The sequence below is a fragment of the Exiguobacterium sp. N5 genome (assembly GCF_025842465.1).
Lineage (GTDB): Bacteria > Bacillota > Bacilli > Exiguobacteriales > Exiguobacteriaceae > Exiguobacterium > Exiguobacterium profundum.
Genome location: NZ_JAPAEP010000001.1, coordinates 255320 through 271949 on the forward strand (window position 1 = coordinate 255320; position 16630 = coordinate 271949).

The 16630-nt window shown below is 49.9% G+C and carries 12 protein-coding genes, 1 pseudogene and 1 other annotated feature (1 of these 14 only partly in view); of the genes and pseudogenes, 11 read left to right on the plus strand and 2 right to left on the minus strand.

Translation table 11 applies throughout. The annotated features are described in order from the left end of the window. Positions 1 to 43 precede the first annotated feature (43 nt). From ruvA to yajC, 5 genes are all read left to right on the plus strand, one after another. A complete protein-coding gene (gene ruvA, locus OKS35_RS01335) occupies positions 44 to 631 on the plus strand; it encodes a Holliday junction branch migration protein RuvA (RefSeq protein WP_074037474.1) in 588 nt (195 codons plus the stop codon). Between the two features lie 10 nt (positions 632 to 641). After that, positions 642 to 1643 carry a Holliday junction branch migration DNA helicase RuvB gene (gene ruvB, locus OKS35_RS01340; RefSeq protein ID WP_078146571.1) on the plus strand — a complete coding sequence of 334 codons (1002 nt, stop codon included), beginning with the start codon at positions 642 to 644 and terminating at the stop codon, positions 1641 to 1643. Between the two features lie 3 nt (positions 1644 to 1646). After that, positions 1647 to 2705, plus strand: a complete 1059-nt coding sequence (gene queA, locus OKS35_RS01345; RefSeq protein WP_015881168.1) for a tRNA preQ1(34) S-adenosylmethionine ribosyltransferase-isomerase QueA — start codon at positions 1647 to 1649, stop codon at positions 2703 to 2705. Further along, positions 2702 to 3847 carry a tRNA guanosine(34) transglycosylase Tgt gene (tgt, locus tag OKS35_RS01350; RefSeq protein ID WP_074037468.1) on the plus strand — a complete coding sequence of 382 codons (1146 nt, stop codon included), beginning with the start codon at positions 2702 to 2704 and terminating at the stop codon, positions 3845 to 3847. Before queA ends, tgt begins: the two co-directional genes overlap by 4 nt. Before the next feature lie 84 nt (positions 3848 to 3931). Then, positions 3932 to 4210 carry a preprotein translocase subunit YajC gene (gene yajC / locus OKS35_RS01355; RefSeq protein ID WP_026826452.1) on the plus strand — a complete coding sequence of 93 codons (279 nt, stop codon included), beginning with the start codon at positions 3932 to 3934 and terminating at the stop codon, positions 4208 to 4210. Between the two features lie 25 nt (positions 4211 to 4235). On the opposite strand, the gene OKS35_RS01360 is transcribed toward yajC, so the two are convergent. Then, the gene (locus OKS35_RS01360) at positions 4236 to 5387 is read right to left on the minus strand and encodes an FAD-dependent oxidoreductase (protein WP_264092351.1); all 1152 of its coding nucleotides are present in this window, start codon (positions 5385 to 5387) and stop codon (positions 4236 to 4238) included. A gap of 180 nt (positions 5388 to 5567) precedes the next feature. On the opposite strand from OKS35_RS01360, the gene OKS35_RS01365 reads away from it, so the two are divergent. After that, entirely contained in the window at positions 5568 to 7340 is a 1773-nt protein-coding gene (locus tag OKS35_RS01365) for a methyl-accepting chemotaxis protein (protein ID WP_264092352.1), read from the plus strand. 35 nt (positions 7341 to 7375) lie between these two features. Here OKS35_RS01365 and zupT read toward each other — a convergent pair whose 3' ends face one another. Next, positions 7376 to 8236, minus strand: a complete 861-nt coding sequence (gene zupT / locus OKS35_RS01370; protein ID WP_074037465.1) for a zinc transporter ZupT — start codon at positions 8234 to 8236, stop codon at positions 7376 to 7378. Between the two features lie 211 nt (positions 8237 to 8447). Between zupT and secD the strand changes: the two are divergent. The 5 genes and pseudogenes from secD to dtd all read left to right on the plus strand — a co-directional run bounded on the left by secD (position 8448) and on the right by dtd (position 16417). Further along, a pseudogene (gene secD, locus OKS35_RS01375) lies at positions 8448 to 10665 on the plus strand (protein translocase subunit SecD). A gap of 99 nt (positions 10666 to 10764) precedes the next feature. Further along, the gene (recJ, locus tag OKS35_RS01380) at positions 10765 to 13059 is read left to right on the plus strand and encodes a single-stranded-DNA-specific exonuclease RecJ (protein ID WP_264092353.1); all 2295 of its coding nucleotides are present in this window, start codon (positions 10765 to 10767) and stop codon (positions 13057 to 13059) included. A 1-nt stretch (position 13060) separates the two neighbouring features. Further along, entirely contained in the window at positions 13061 to 13579 is a 519-nt protein-coding gene (locus tag OKS35_RS01385; protein ID WP_074037462.1) for an adenine phosphoribosyltransferase, read from the plus strand. Positions 13580 to 13767: 188 nt separating this feature from the next. After that, positions 13768 to 15957 (plus strand): RelA/SpoT family protein, encoded by a 2190-nt coding sequence (locus tag OKS35_RS01390; protein ID WP_264092354.1) that lies wholly within the window; start codon positions 13768 to 13770, stop codon positions 15955 to 15957. 16 nt (positions 15958 to 15973) lie between these two features. Next, positions 15974 to 16417, plus strand: a complete 444-nt coding sequence (gene dtd, locus OKS35_RS01395) for a D-aminoacyl-tRNA deacylase (protein ID WP_031421442.1) — start codon at positions 15974 to 15976, stop codon at positions 16415 to 16417. 38 nt (positions 16418 to 16455) lie between these two features. Next, positions 16456 to 16630, plus strand: a binding site (T-box leader) (it continues 60 nt past the right edge of the window).

Sequence of the window (16630 nt, forward strand, 5' to 3'; positions counted from 1 at the left end):
GTACAATAAATGCAGTTTTTCCGACCAAAAAGGAGAGTACATCGTGATTGAATTCGTAAAAGGACCCGTCGCCTATGTGTGTGCGGAATATATAACGTTAGATGTCTCGGGCGTCGGCTACAAAGTACATGTGCCTAACCCGTTTTTTTATCGTGAACAAGACGAACATGTAATCGTGTTTACGCATCATTATGTGCGTGAAGACCAACAGACGTTATACGGTTTCCGGTCACGTCGTGAGCGTGAGCTGTTCAATAAACTCCTCAGCGTGAGCGGGATCGGACCAAAGGGTGCGCTTGCCATCGTCGCGTCCGGCGATATCGACGCGTTGATCGATGCGATTGAAACCGAGAACGAGAAGTATTTGACGAAGTTCCCGGGAGTCGGCAAGAAGACGGCCAAACAGATGGCGCTCGACTTGAAAGGGAAGTTATCCGAGCTCGCACCGGATTACGTGCCGAACGAAGGGTTGTTCGCCCAAGGTGCATCTGAACTCGATGAGGCGTGTGAGGCGCTCGTCGCGCTCGGCTACTCTGAACGGGAAATCCTAAAAGTCCGCAAAGCATTGAGCGGAGAAATATTGACGACCGACGCGTACATAAAACGCGCGCTACAGCTGTTACTGAAATAAGGAGGAAGCTATGGACGAACGATTGTTGTCACAATCTCATCAGCAATATGAAGACTCTGAAGAGTGGAGCTTACGTCCGCAGCGCTTCGAGCAATATATCGGGCAAGAAAAGGCGAAAGGCAATTTGTCGGTCTTCATTCAGGCCGCTAAACTTCGTAGTGAGACGCTCGACCACGTGCTCTTATACGGTCCCCCGGGACTCGGGAAGACGACGCTCGCCCAAATCATCGCCAACGAGATGGGCGTCGGAATTAAGACGACAGCAGGACCGGCAATTGAACGACCGGGTGATTTGGCCGCAATCCTCTCGACACTCGAGCCGGGAGACGTCTTGTTCATCGACGAGATTCATCGTTTGAGCCGGACGATTGAAGAGATCCTCTATCCGGCGATGGAAGACTACTGTCTCGACATCGTCTATGGGCAAGGGGAGATGGCTCGTAGCGTCCGCATCGACCTACCACCGTTTACGCTTGTCGGGGCGACGACACGGGCCGGGATGTTGTCGGCGCCTTTACGTGACCGTTTCGGCGTCACGTTGAAGCTCGAATATTACGAAACACATGAGTTAGCGGCCATCGTCAGCCGGACGGCCCAGTTGTTCCGTCTCTCGATTTCACCGGAGGCGAGCGGTGCGATTGCGAAACGCTCACGAGGGACGCCACGAGTTGCAAACCGTCTCTTGCGTCGTGTCCGTGATTTCGCACAAGTGGCTGGTACGAAAGAAATCGATCCAGTGCTCGCATCTGATGCGCTCGACCGGCTACACGTCGATGCGCTCGGACTCGATGAAGTCGATCATCGGTTACTGAGAGCCATGGTGGAGCGGTTCGGAGGTGGACCGGTCGGGCTTGAGACGCTCGCTGCGACCATCGGTGAGGACGCTCAGACGATTGAGGATGTCTACGAGCCCTATTTATTGCAACAAGGATTCTTGCAGCGCACGCCGCGAGGACGGATGATCACACAGTTTGCCAAGTCGCATTTTGGTTATGAAGAGGAAGAGGAGTAAGATATGCAAGACATTCAATTGAACGTAAACGATTATGATTTTGAATTGCCAGAAGAGTTGATTGCGCAAGTCCCATTGCTCGATCGGACAAGCTCACGCTTGCTCGTATTAGACCGCGAGACAGGGGACATCGAGCATCGCCATTTCCGTGACGTGCTCGATTATTTGAACGAGGGGGATGCGCTCGTCGTCAACGATTCGCGCGTCTTACCGGCACGCCTTTTTGGGGCAAAGCAAGAAACAGGCGGGAAAGTCGAACTGCTCTTGTTGAAGCAGACGGAAGATGATGTATGGGAAGCACTCGTCAAACCGGCGAAAAAAGTTCGTGTCGGCTCCATCGTTGAGTTCGGGGACGGCCTTCTCCGCGCAGAATGCGTCGAGGAGCTCCCAGAAGGTGGACGTCGTTTCAAGTTTGACTATGACGGCATCTTCTATGAGATTTTAGACGAGCTTGGAACGATGCCGCTCCCGCCGTATATTCGCGAACAACTCGATGACCAAGACCGTTATCAGACGGTCTATGCCCGTGAACGAGGCAGTGCGGCCGCTCCGACAGCCGGTCTTCATTTCACTGAGGAACTGCTTGAAGCGGCCAAAGCGAAAGGTGTCCGGTTGATCCCGCTCACACTTCACGTCGGCCTCGGGACGTTCCGTCCGGTGACGGCTGATTCTATCGAGGAACATACGATGCATAGTGAATATTTCGAGTTGTCGGCTGAATCGGCAGCTGCGCTTCGAGAGATTCGAGCGAATGGCGGTCGCATCTTTGCGGTCGGGACGACATCGACGCGCACGCTTGAGACGATCATGCGAGATCACGGGGACTTCGTCGAGTCATCGGGCTGGACGGATATCTTTATTTACCCTGGTGTTGAGTTAAAGGCAATCGATGGATTGATCACGAACTTCCATCTCCCTAAATCAACGCTCGTCATGCTCGTCTCGGCATTCGCGACGCGCGACATCATCTTACACGCTTATCGGACTGCGGTCGCAGAACGATACCGCTTCTTCAGCTTTGGAGACGCGATGCTCATCACGAGGAAGGAAGTAACAAAATGACAAAACATGCAGTCACATACGAACACATCCACACATGCAAACAGACCGGAGCGCGGCACGGAATCGTCCATACGCCGCACGGGTCGTTCGAGACACCGGTCTTCATGCCGGTTGGGACGCAAGCGAGCGTCAAAACGATGGCACCTGAACAGGTCAAGGCGATGGGTGCGAACATCATCTTGTCGAACACGTATCACCTTTGGGTTCGTCCAGGACATGAGGTCATCAAACAAGCCGGTGGACTTCATAAGTTCATGAACTGGGACGGGGCAATCCTCACGGACTCGGGTGGATTCCAAGTGTTCTCACTTGCCGACCTCCGAAATATCCAAGAGGAAGGCGTTCATTTCCGTAACCATTTGAACGGCGACAAGTTGTTCTTGTCACCGGAAAAGGCGATGGAGATTCAAAACGCGCTCGGGTCGGACATCATGATGGCATTCGATGAGTGTCCGCCTTATCCGGCGACGCATGAATACATGAAGAAGTCGGTCGAGCGGACGAGCCGTTGGGCGGAACGTTGCCTCGAAGCACACGAACGTCCAGAAGACCAAGCCCTCTTCGGCATCATCCAAGGTGGAGAGTATGAGGACCTTCGTCGTCAAAGCGCCCAAGACCTCGTCTCTCTTGATTTCCCAGGATATGCGGTCGGTGGTCTCTCGGTCGGTGAACCAAAAGATGTCATGTATCGTGCCCTCGAATTCACGACACCGCTCATGCCAGAGAACAAACCACGTTATTTGATGGGTGTTGGCTCACCGGATGCGTTGATTGAAGGGTCGATTCGCGGAATCGACATGTTCGACTGCGTTCTACCGACTCGCATCGCACGAAACGGAACGCTCATGACGTCGAAAGGTCGCGTCACGATCAAACAAGCGAAATATAAGACGGACTTTGGTCCAATCGATGAGAAGTGTGACTGCCATACGTGTAAGAACTACTCGCGTGCGTACGTCCACCACTTGATTCGAGCGGATGAGATGTTTGGCCTTCACTTGTGTACGACACATAATCTTCACTTCCTCGTGAAGTTGATGGAGCAGGTTCGTCAAGCGATTCGCGAAGACCGCTTGCTCGATTTCAAAGAAGAGTTCTTCGAAGAATACGGCTACAACAAGCCGAATGCGAAGAATTTCTAAAGAAACGTGTCGGACATTGTGTGACAATACTTCAGTTTCACGGTATAATGAACCTGATATTGAAGGAAAGGGTGAATGTTACTCATGGAAACACTCGTTGCGTTATTACCAATGATCTTGATTTTCGTCGTATTTTACTTCCTTTTGATTCGTCCACAGACGAAACGGCAAAAAGAAGTACAATCGATGCAAAACGCCCTCGAGCGTGGCGACAGCGTTGTCACAATCGGCGGTTTACACGGCGTCGTTCATCAAATCGAAGACACACATGTCGTTTTGAAATGCGATCAATCGCTTCTTCGTTTCAACCGAAGCGCAGTTGCGGAAGTCGTGAAAAAAGCGAATGCCTCATTTGAGGAATAAGCAAGTAAGCGTCTGACCATCATGGTCAGACGCTTTTTTGTGTGGCTAGAAGTTGGGGGAGAATTCTACGAGCGGCCTCTTGTCCACCATAGATGGCTCTTGAGAACGGGCCGATGATCAAATCGGCGTAAGGACCGGTCAAGTAAAGTCCAGGCGTCCATTCAAGATGCTCATTCAGGACAGGGGTGCCACATGGGGTGAGAGGTAGGTTGAATTGTTCGATCACGGGCTGAAGAAATGTCTCTTTCACAGGATGAGGTCTGATTCCCGTACAACAGACGACTTCTTTTCCGGCAAGTTGTTCACCGTTTACAAATAGCGAACCACTGTCCCGCTCGACTTCTCCGATGATGTGCGTCACAGCGTTCGTCTGTATGAGGCGCTTCACTTTTAAGACGAGATCGTTCGGAGCCGATCCCGGTTTTCGTTCACGGGCGATGAATGATCGTTTTGTCGTCCAGTCTTGTTTTAGACGATGGAAGTCATCTAATCCTTTCGGTCCCATGAACTGTCGATCGGCGTCAAATTGACTCACTTCGAGCGGACGTCTCGTCACAAGCGTGACACGGTGACCTTGATTGGCACGCTTCACGACATAGTGAAGTGCTGTGATGCCACCGCCGACGACAGTCACTTGATCCGATTCATCCGATTGATCTTTTTCGAACACGTGTCGACATTGTTCGTCGGCCCATTCAGGTAACACGACATTTTCCGATTGACCGATCGCGACAATGACCGAGTCCGCGACAATGAGGCGATGATGTGTTCGGGCATAATATTGTGCGCCATCTTTGCGGAGCGTCATCACCTGTTCATTTCCGAGGAACCGCTCATCAAGGCGATATACGTTCCATGACGATTCGGCATGGTCGTTGAACAGTTCGAGCGATGGACGTCCGAACGTATCTTTGAAATGATTGGAACGATAGGCATAGCGCGAGGCGAACTGTTTCAACGCATGGGGATTCGAAGAAACGTGATGCACTCGGGTCGAACGTAGGTGCGACATAGAGATGGATGAAGTTTGTTGTTTCCAGTTCGATAACGGGTCAGTGAGACGGTCGACAATAATCAAATCCTCCAAGCACCCGCCTTGTTCCATATATGAGATGGCGAGGGTCATTCCGTGTACACCAGCACCAATGATTAATAACTTCGTATTTTCCACAATCATAGATAATCCTTTCAAAACGTAATTATTACGATTTAAAGTATACAAAGATGACTTCTTTTTGTCAAAACGAATCCGATTCAAAATTTATCCACCTCATTTCGAAAAATCGATTTGATTAATGAAAACGTTTGCACTAATCTCAAGTTGAGAAGAAATCCGAGATGAAGGAGAACGAATGACATGGACGTGAAACGATTGCTTAACCAGATGAAGAAGTGGAAAGGATGGAGCATAAAACGAAGTGGTACGAAACAGAGAGGACGCTCATCGCTGAGACGACGTATGTCCATCGCGCTCATTCCGACGATCATTGCGCTCGTCATTGTCGGCGCGCTCGGATCATATCAATTGAGACAATCGACTGCCGCTTATGACCGGGTCCTCAGTGAAGGCACGAAGGAAATGCTGCTTGCAGAGAATCTATCATTAGCGGTGACGGATGCCGAACGCTACTTGAACTACTATATGCTTGTAGCCAATCCGAAGACGCTCATCAGTCTCCAGGGAGTTCAAGAACAACGAGACGAATTGATGGCTTCACTCAAGGCATCTTCTTCAGATGAGAAGATCTTGTCTTGGTTGGGAGATTTGGAGAAATTTAACGAGCTATTAGACCGTGAGATGAATCGTGCCGTCGAACTTCGTCAACAACAAGACGAAATCGGCTTCAAAACCGTTCTCAACACGAGTGTGACACCGACGACGGATCGGGTACGCATGACCGTGACCGACCTTGTCGAATATAAAGGGGAGCTCCTCGAGTCTGAGACGAAAGCGGTACAAGCAGATGCAGAAAGTTCAATCCTTTGGATGCTCATCATCAGTGTTGGTGGTGTCGTGATCGGGATTCTGTCCTTACTTGCGCTACAACGGCTTTTCCTAAAACCGATCAATCGACTCGGTCGTCAAGCACGCATCATGGCAGAAGGGGATTTGACTGGAGAAGATATCGAGGTCGCCTCAAACGATGAACTAGGAGACCTGGTTACGGCGTTCAATGAAATGAAGCATAATCTGGTCGGCTTGATTCGTCGGGTTGGTGAAGCGTCGGACAAAGTGACTGCATATTCTGAAGAACTTTACGCAAGCACAGACCATGTCGCGACAACGACCCAAGGCGTGTCCCGGTTGTTCGAAGAGATGAACGTGGCTGCGCAAGGATCCTCGAAGCGAGCGGAAGAAGGGACGATTGGCGTCAATCAAGCGGTGGATGGATTGAATCAAATCGCTGCGGCCTCACAAGGTGTGAATGAGCAGACGATACATACACTTGAGGCGGCGAATGGTGGACTTGAGACCGTTCAATTGGCAGAGAAACGGATGCAAGAAATTCGCCGTGCCAACGAGCTCACTCAACAGATGGTGAACCGTCTATCGAACCAATCGCTTGAAATCGAGAAAATCACCCGTTCGATCACGGCAATCACGGAACAGACGAACTTGCTTGCCTTAAACGCGGCGATTGAAGCAGCACGTGCGGGTGAGCACGGAAAAGGGTTTGCCGTCGTCGCGGCTGAAGTCCGGAAACTCGCCGAGGAATCGAAACAATCCGCCATTCAAATCCAGACCGTTGTCCGCGACATTCAACGTGACACGGAGCAAGTCGAATCGGCGTTCGAAGAATCGAGCGTACATGTGGAGAATGGGGTATCGCAAATGGGAGAAGTGGCCGAGGCGTTCCGTGAGATCGTATCGGTCATCGAAGAGACGTCCCGTCAAATGAGTGAGATTGCGGCAGCAACAGAAGAAGTGAGTGCCAATACGACTGAAGTTGCCGTCTCTGTTGAAGATATGTCGACAAACGCCGTCTCGACACAGCGAAGCGTCGAAGAAGCCGGTGCGAACGTCGAAGAACAGCTTGCCGCCATTCAAGAGATCAACGGCATCGCTGAAACGATGAGTCACATGTCGTCTGAATTAAAAGATGTCGTCCATGTGTTTAAAACGACATAACAAATGCCCTGACGCGCGCGTCAGGGCATTGCTCGTTACATTAATAGGATTAGACTTGTCGCCATGACGATCATACCAGCAACCATTCCATACATTGAATGATGGGCGTGTCCGTATTCACGGGCGGCAGGGAGCAATTCGTCAAGCGAGATGAAGACCATGATGCCACCGACCGCCGCGAACAAGAGTCCGAAGACGGTGTCGCTCAAGAACGGCATGAGTAACAAGAATCCGATGGCCGCTCCAGCTGGCTCGGCAAGCCCTGACAACATCGAAAGCTTGAACGCCTTCTTCCGTGAGCCCGTCGCATAATAAATCGGGACGGAGACGGCAATCCCTTCCGGAATGTTGTGTAGGGCGATGGCGATGGCGATAGCTAAGCCGACGGCCGGGTCATCTAGTGCCGAGACGAACGTCGCAAGTCCTTCTGGGAAGTTGTGAATCCCGATGGCGAGTGCCATGAAAATCCCCATTTTTTTAAGTCGATTTTGTACCTCTGGATGATTGATTGGAGCCGCTTCATTTGTCGTCGTCGTTGCGAGTTCATGTGTTGTCGGGTCATTCTGCATCGACTCGACAAACTTGACTTCGTGTGGATTCTCCATTTTCGGAATGAACTTATCGATCATGCCAATCAAGAACATCCCACCGAAGAATGCGAGAACGGTGTAGATTGTACCCGTATATTCTCCGTGAGCGCCGACGAGTTCCTCGAGCGCTTTCGGGAAAATCTCGATGAACGACACGTAAATCATGACGCCTCCGGAAAATCCAAGCGAGATGGAGAGGAATGCCGTGTTCGTCCGTTTCGCAAAGAATGCGATCATACTCCCGATTCCGGTAGCTAGACCGGCGAATAGAGTAAGGAGAAAGGCATAAATAACTGTGCTGTCCATATGGAAAGACTCCTTTGATGTTTTGATGTTAGCTACATCATACATGAAGTTTTGCCCATGCGCAACATTTAGTCTTATATGCAAACTCAGTCGAACAATCCGTGAAGGTCGTTACAATTTTAGGAAAATGATTGATAAATGTTTAGAAAATTTGTAATGTTAACGAGAGAAGTTTTTATCAAGAACAGTGGTTTAGAAAGGAAATAGTCGTATGTACAAAAAAGGCAACATTGCGATTTTTGCGATCATCATGATTGCGACAATCCTGCTCGCAGTGTTCACGACACCATGGGTCGTCAAGAACACGAACCTCGGACTCGACTTAAAAGGTGGATTCGAAGTTTTGTATGAAGTACAACCGCTCGAAGACGGCGACGTCATCGACGAGTCGGCGATGAATGCAACCGTTCGCGCCATCAATAACCGAATCAACGTCCTCGGAGTTTCCGAACCGGACGTTCGAATCGAAGAAAACAATCGCATCCGTGTCCAGCTCGCGGGCGTATCGAACCAAAACGAAGCGCGCGAGGTTCTCTCGTCAACGGCACAATTGACATTCCGTGACGTGAACGACAACGTCTTGCTCGATGGGAAAGACTTGGCGCCGCGTGGGGCAGCGCTCAGCTACAACCAACAAGGACAACCGGTCGTTGAGCTGACACTTCAATCGGCCGACAAGTTTGGCGAAGTGACATCTGAGATTGCACAACGTCCAGCTCCTGAGAACCGTCTGGTCATCTGGCTCGACTATGAAGAGGGCGACACATATGAGGAAGAAGTTCAAAAAGAGAACTCGAAAATTGTGTCAGATGCTTCGGTAACGAGTCCGATCTTATCGGATAAAGCCATCATCTCAGGTGGTGGAATTGACGCGGAAAGCGGTCAACGCCTTGCGGACATCTTGAACGCAGGGGCGCTCCCGGTCAAACTAGATGAGATTTACTCGACATCCGTATCGGCCCAGTTCGGTCAAGATGCTTTAGAAGAAACGGTATTTGCCGCAACAATCGGAATCATCGCCGTATTCCTCTTCATGTTGTTCTTCTATCGTCTCCCAGGACTCGTATCGATCATCACGCTTGTTCTGTACATCAACTTGATCATGTTGTTCTTCAACGGAATCAATGCGGTATTGACGCTTCCAGGGATTGCAGCACTCGTCCTCGGGGTCGGTATGGCAGTCGATGCGAACATCATTACCGCTGAACGAATCAAAGACGAACTCCGCTCTGGAAAATCGGTCTTATCGGCATTCCGTGCAGGTAACCGTCGTTCCCTCAGTACGATCATCGATGCCAACTTGACGACGCTCATCTCGGCTGCGGTCTTGTTCTATTTCGGACAAAGCTCGGTCAAAGGATTTGCTGTCATGCTCATGATCTCAATCGGGATGACGTTCATCTCGAACGTATTCATCTCACGTTATTTGATGCACCTCCTTGTCTCAAGTCGTCTGTTCGACAAACGCAAAGGATGGTTTGGTGTGAAGGAGAGTGAAATCCGTGAACTTTAAGCTTACTGAATGGAATTACGTGAAACATATGCGCACGATGTTCTTGGTTTCGACGGCAATCGTCGTTCTCGGAATCGGTCTCTTGTTTTTCCGTGGGTTGAACCTCGGAATCGATTTTGCTTCAGGGACGCGGGTCGAAGTACTAACGGAAGAACGTGTGTCGCAAGAAGAATTCACGAAAGCGTTTAACGATGCCGGAGTTGACCAAGAGATTTCAAGCGTCCAATATGCAAATGAAGGTCGCTTGGCATACGTGACGTTCGTTGGCCAATTGGGCCAAGAGGAAGTCGCGAACGTCAAGACGGCGTTCACTGAACAATTCGGGAACGACCCGAACATCAGCACCGTCTCGGCTCAAGTCGGTCGTGACTTGGCGAAAAATGCTTTGTATGCGGTAGCCGTCGCTTCGATCGGGATTATTCTCTACATCACGGTGCGTTTCCAATTCTCATATGCACTTGCAACTGTTATCGCGATGTTACACGATGCCTTCTTCATGATCGTCGCGTTCTCGCTCTTTGGGATCGAGGTCAACTTGTACTTTATCGCCGCGATCTTGACCATCATCGGTTACTCGGTCAACGATACGATCGTAACGTTCGACCGGGTCCGCGAGAACATCACGTCGTATGAAAAGGAACGAAAAATCAAGTCGATGGACGTCTATGAGTCGATCATCAACAAGTCGATTCAAGAGACAATCGTACGGTCCGTGAATACGGTCATCACGGTACTCGTTACAGCGATTGCCTTGTATGTATTCGGGGCAGAGTCGATTCGCAGCTTCTCGCTCGCGCTCATCGTCGGACTTTTCATGGGGATGTATTCTTCGATCTTCATTGCATCGTATTTATGGCTCCTCATCAAACGTACGACAATCAACAAGAAAAAAGATACGCCGGTCACAGAGGCGTAACAAGTGGGTCTCCCTTCAATCGGGAGACCTTTTCAAATGTCAAGACGGCACATCTTTCACGCGGTCTGCTATAATCTACAATTGATTGGAGTGAAGGACATGTACCATTCGAAAAAACAGTGGCTCTATCCGGAAACAAATCCGGACGACGTCACGCGTTTACAAAACGAATTAAATATATCAGCACAACTGGCGACGTTGCTCGTTCAGCGTGGTCATCAAGACGTAGAAGCGGCCAAGGCATTCTTGTATGCCGAGGATGAACTCGTCTTTCATGACCCGTATTTGTTTGAACAGATGGAGAAAGTCGTCACCCGCATCAAACGGGCAGCAGACGATGGGGAAATGGTGCTCATCTATGGTGACTATGATGTCGACGGGGTCAGTGCCTCATCTGTCATGTGGCATGCGTTGACCGAAATTGGCGTCATGGCCGAGTGTTATATCCCGAACCGTTTCACTGAAGGTTATGGACCGAACAAAGAAGCGTTCCAATGGGCAGCGAACGAAGGATTCACCTTGGTCGTCACGGTGGACTGTGGAATTTCTGGGATTGCAGAAGCCACACTCTTAAAAGACCTTGGCGTCGATTTGATCATCACAGACCACCACGAGCCGAAAGAGACATTGCCGGACGCCTATGCAATCATTCATCCACATATCGACCCGGGATATCCATACGATAAACTCGCCGGTGCGGGAGTAGCTCTCAAAGTGGCGCACGCCGTTTTAGGGAGAATGCCGGAAGAACTCCTTGATTTGGCCGTCCTCGGAACGATTGCCGACCTCGTCCCACTCGACGGAGAGAATCGGTTGCTCGCGAAGAAGGGGATTGCCGCGCTCGAGGCTTCAAAACGTCCAGGTATTCTAGCATTACGTGAAGTATGTGGTCTCGGTGACAGCATATTGAACGAAGAGGCGGTCGGTTTCGCGTTCGGTCCACGCATCAATGCCGCAGGTCGACTCGATTCAGCGATGCCGGCATTACAAATGCTCCTTGCTGAACATTTCGAGGAAGCGCTCGAGCTCGCAAAACAGCTTGATAAGCAAAACAAAGAACGTCAAGACATCGTCAAGACGATCGCTGCTGAAGCGAAAGAACTCGTCGAAGCATCGATGACCGAGGACCGTGTACTCGTCGTGGCAAGTGAGAAGTGGAATCCTGGAGTTGTCGGGATTGTCGCATCTCGTCTCGTCGAGGCGTACTATCGTCCAGTCATCCTCCTTTGCCATGACCCTGAGACGGGTAAGGCGAAAGGGTCGGGTCGTTCGATTGATGGGTTTGATCTCTTCAAGGAACTTTCGAAGAATGAAGATATTTTGCCACACTTTGGTGGGCACCCCGCTGCCGCCGGGATGACCCTTCAGTCGGAACATGTCGCCGAACTACGAGAGCGGCTGAACCGTCAAGCGGATTCTATCCCTGATGACGTGTTTGTGCCACGGGTGAACGTCGACTTGAAACTCTCCGTCAACGACGTCTCGCTCGACTTGATCTCAGAAATCGGAAAGCTCGCGCCGTTTGGTATGGGGAATCCATCCCCTCGTGTCGTCGTCGCAGATGCGAAACTGCGAGATATTCGCCAAATCGGACGGGATGCCACGCATTTGAAAGTACAGCTCGCCGGAGACAAGCGTGAGCTCGATGGTATCGGATTTGGATTCGGGCACGCCGTTTCAGAGATTTCAAAGATGGCTCATATCTCGGTGATGGGAAGTCTTCAAGTCAACGAATGGAACGGAATGCGTAAACCGCAGCTCATGATTCAAGATTTACGGGTCGATGACTTCCAAGTGTTTGACTATCGTGGGAAGAAAAAATCAATGCAAGAGTTGAAAGATTTGCCGAAAGAACAGACGTCATTTTTATCTTTCCAAGGGACGAACGAAGATTTTCCACTCCATGAAGGAGATGAACCGCTCAACCGTTTCGTCGTTCTGCTCGATCTTCCAGACGATGAAGAGGTGCTCGCAGAAAAACTTCATGAGGGGATTGAACGCATTTATTGTGCCTTCGGTCAAGGAGACTCGTTCTTTGAACGTCTTCCGTCCCGTGAGGATTTCCGAACGTATTATGTCCATATGGCAACATGCGAACGGAAAAATCTACGTGAAAACCTGATTCGTCTGTCAAAAGAGCGAAAATGGTCAAAAAATACGATTCAATTTATGCATCAAGTATTCTCTGAACTCGAATTTCTTGTTACAATGGAAGACGGACTGCCTGGAGTCAATCCAGAAGCACCGAAACGCGATTTGACCGAGGCGCCGTGCTATCAACGCCGGATTGGGCGCCAACAACTCGAAGAGCGTTTCGTATACGCGTCATTGGCGGAGCTCAAAGAGCGGTTACAATCGTTGCGATCGAACAAGATGCAGGAGGCATACACATAAAATGGATTTCAAACAGCATATTAAAGAAGTAGCAGATTACCCGAAGGAAGGAATCAGCTTCAAAGATATCACGTCACTCATGCAAGATGGCGAAGTCTACAAGAAAGCAGTAGATGAGCTCGTCGTTTATGCACGTGAACGTGGAGCGGAGTTGATCGCTGGTCCGGAAGCACGCGGATTCGTCGTCGGTTGCCCGGCAGCGTATGCGCTCGAACTCGGGTTTGTACCAGTACGTAAAGAAGGAAAGTTACCACGTGAGACAGTACGAGTGTCATACGGTCTTGAGTATGGAACGGACATTTTAACGATGCACAAAGATTCAATCAAACCTGGACAACAAGTCGTCATCTTGGATGACTTGCTCGCAACAGGTGGTACGATTGAAGCAACGATTAAAATGATTGAACAACTCGGTGGTGTTGTGGCAGGAATCGGGTTCTTGATCGAACTCGATGGACTTGGTGGACGTGAGCGTCTTGAAGGATACGACGTGTTCTCACTCATCCGCTACGAAGACTAATTTGAACGGGAAGCGATATGCTTCCCGTTTTTGAATAGTTTTTAAGGAAAATAACCTACAACCTTTGACAGGTCGTCAGATTTTTTCGATAATGGTTATAAAAATCACAGAATCTTGAATACAAACTACTACCATGCTGCGACGAATCCGAGGCGATTGGAGCGGTTAGAAAAAGGGTGTCGAATGTTATGACCAAAAAACAAATCGTAAGTATTGAGGATCTTCTCGACGCGCTCGGGGAGTATATGGGTGACGACGATATAGCCGAAGTGAAACGCGCTTACGAATACGCAAAACTTCATCATACCGGTCAGTTCCGACGTTCGGGCGAGCCCTATATTCTCCATCCGGTCCAAGTGGCCGGCATTCTCGTTGATATCGGCTTAGACGCCACAACGATTATTGGAGCGCTCTTGCATGATGTTGTCGAAGATACGGATGTTTCGTTACAGCAATTGACGGACGATTTTGGTCCAGACGTGGCCATGCTCGTCGATGGCGTCACGAAACTTGGTAAGATTAAATATAAATCGAAAAAAGAAGAACTTGCTGAAAACCACCGGAAGATGATTATCGCCATGGCAGAAGACGTGCGCGTGATCTTGATCAAACTTGCGGACCGGCTCCACAATATGCGGACACTGCAGCATATGCCGAAAGAGAAACAAGTCCAAAAAGCGGAAGAGACGCTTGAAATCTTTGCGCCTCTCGCACACCGGATGGGGATCTCGACAATCAAGTGGGAGCTCGAGGATATTTCGTTACGTTATATCAACCCACAGCAATACTACAAGATCGTCTCGATGATGAAACAGAAACGGACGGAACGAGAAGCACTCGTCACCTCTGTCATCACGGAAGTGAACAGGGTTCTTGAGGAAGTGCATATCGATGCCGACGTGAACGGTCGACCGAAGCACATCTATTCTATCTATAACAAGATGGTGAAGCATAAAAAAGAGTTCAATGAAATTTACGATTTGATGGCGGTCCGCATTATCGTTGATTCGATTCGTGATTGTTATGCCGTGCTCGGAATCATCCACACCCAGTACAAGCCGATGCCGGGACGTTTCAAAGATTATATCGCTATGCCGAAGCCGAACATGTATCAGTCGCTCCATACGACAGTGATTGGACCGAAAGGTGAGCCGCTCGAAGTCCAAATTCGGACGAAAGACATGCATTTCATCGCTGAGTTCGGGATTGCGGCACACTGGGCGTATAAAGAAGGGAAAAACGTCTCGACGAACGGATTCGACGAGAAGATCGCCCATCTTCGTGAGATTCTTGAACTTCAAAAGGATACGACGGATGCCGAGGAATTCATGGAATCCCTCAAAGTCGATTTCTTTAGCGACATGCTGTACGTCTTCACACCAAAAGGAGACGTATTCGAGTTGCCGAAGGGCTCAGTCCCGATTGACTATGCGTACCGGATTCATACGGAGATCGGGCACCGGATGACGGGTGCGAAAGTGAACGGCCGGATGGTACCGCTCGACTACAAACTCGAGACTGGTGACATCATCGAAATCATCACGTCGAAGCATAGTTACGGACCGAGTAAGGATTGGTTGAAGCTCGCTGTTTCAAGTCAGGCGAAGAACAAGATTCGTCAATGGTTCAAACGTCAGCAACGTGAAGAAAACGTTGAAAAAGGGAAAGATCTCGTCGAAGCAGAAATTAAGAAACTTGGTTTTGAACCGAAAGAGATTATCGATGAACCTGCACTCAGTATCGTCGTAGAGAAGTTCAACTTCGGGAACGAGGAAGAGATGTACGCCGCTGTCGGTTATCAAGGCATCACTGCCGCACAAGTCGCACATAAGTTGACGGAGAAGCAGCGGAAAGAACCGAAACTCGAACTGTCGGAAGCCATCAGCGAATTGAAAGTCAGTCAGGCACCGAAGAAGAAAACGACGGAAGCGGGCGTGACGGTCAAAGGCATCGACAACATGCTCGTTCGCATGAGCCGTTGTTGTAACCCGGTACCGGGGGATGAAATCGTCGGATACATCACCCGTGGACGCGGTGTCTCAATTCACCGGAAAGACTGCTTGAATATTGTCAACGAACAACACCCAGAGCGTCTCCTTGACGTCGAATGGGAAGTCGGACAAGCGAAAGAGAAGAACTATAACGTCGACATCGAAATCACAGGATATGATCGCTCAGGTCTCTTAAACGACGTCCTTCAAGCAGTATCGGCGACGAATACGAATATCGTGGCCGTCAGTGGTCGGGGCGACCAAAACAAACAGGCCCGCATCTCGATGACCATCTCGATTCCGAACGTGAACCATTTGCAGAAAGTCGTCGAGCGCATCAAACAAATCTCAGACGTGTATTCGGTCAGCCGAGTCATGATGACGTGACGAAAGGAAGAGGAACGTGCGTGTATTATTGCAACGAGTGAAAGAAGCATCAGTCACAGTCGAGGAAGAAGTCGTCGGGGCAATCAACGCCGGGTACTTGCTTCTCGTCGGTGTGACACATGAAGATACAGAAGAAGAAGTGAACTGGCTCGCCGACAAGGTGACCGGACTTCGCGTCTTCGAGGACGATCAAGAAAAGATGAACTTATCGATTCAAGACGTGTCCGGACAAATTTTATCTGTCTCTCAGTTCACTTTATATGGAGACACGATGAAAGGGCGGCGACCTGCTTTTACAAAGGCCGCAAAACCGGATATGGCCGAGACGCTTTATGAAAAATTCAATGAGCGACTCCGGTCGAATGGGCTCGTCGTAGAGACGGGACGCTTCGGAGCGATGATGGACGTCGCCCTCGTCAACGACGGACCGGTCACACTCATGCTCGAAAAAAACGCTTGACAGATGCCGGCTTGATTCGGCATCATGAAGCATATAGTCAAACACCTACGATAAAGAAGAGTACGGTCAACCCACCAGCAAAGAGAGCGATGCCTTGGCTGAAAGCATCGACTGGATGATGACCCGAACGACACTTTGGAGGTGCTCCCTTGAAAGCGAGTAGGGGGAGCCGTTTCATCGGGCGTTAACCGATTTCGAGTGGCAGAGTTTCAA